At 65.2% G+C, this 296-nt stretch carries 1 protein-coding gene; it reads right to left on the minus strand.

Annotated features, from left to right (window positions below):
- Positions 1 to 39: 39 nt before the first annotated feature.
- A partial coding sequence (locus EN818_RS31920) for an NAD(P)H-dependent oxidoreductase (protein WP_189524014.1) occupies positions 40 to 296 on the minus strand: 257 nt, incomplete at its 5' end.

Below are 296 nucleotides of genomic sequence, written 5' to 3' on the forward strand. Positions count from 1 at the left end.
CTTCACGAAGGCTGAGCCAACCGACTCCAGCAATCCAGCTCAGCGCACCGCGGCGACAAGCGTTCCCACGGCCGTCGCGATCCGCTGACGCAGTCCCGCCGTCGGTTCGTTCTCCGGCCCGAAATCGTGGTCCAGGGCATAAACGGACCCGGCCACCACGTTCGCCCGAAAGAAGGCAAGCAGCGGTCGAAACTGGTGGTCGATCATCAATTCGTGGCTCGGTGCCTTGGCGGTCGCGGCGACCAGGACCGGGCGCCCGCGAAGCGCGTTCATGTCCAGCACGTCGAACAGATGCT

The organism is Mesorhizobium sp. M3A.F.Ca.ET.175.01.1.1 (assembly GCF_004791945.1).
In the GTDB taxonomy this organism is placed as follows: Bacteria; Pseudomonadota; Alphaproteobacteria; order Rhizobiales; family Rhizobiaceae; genus Mesorhizobium.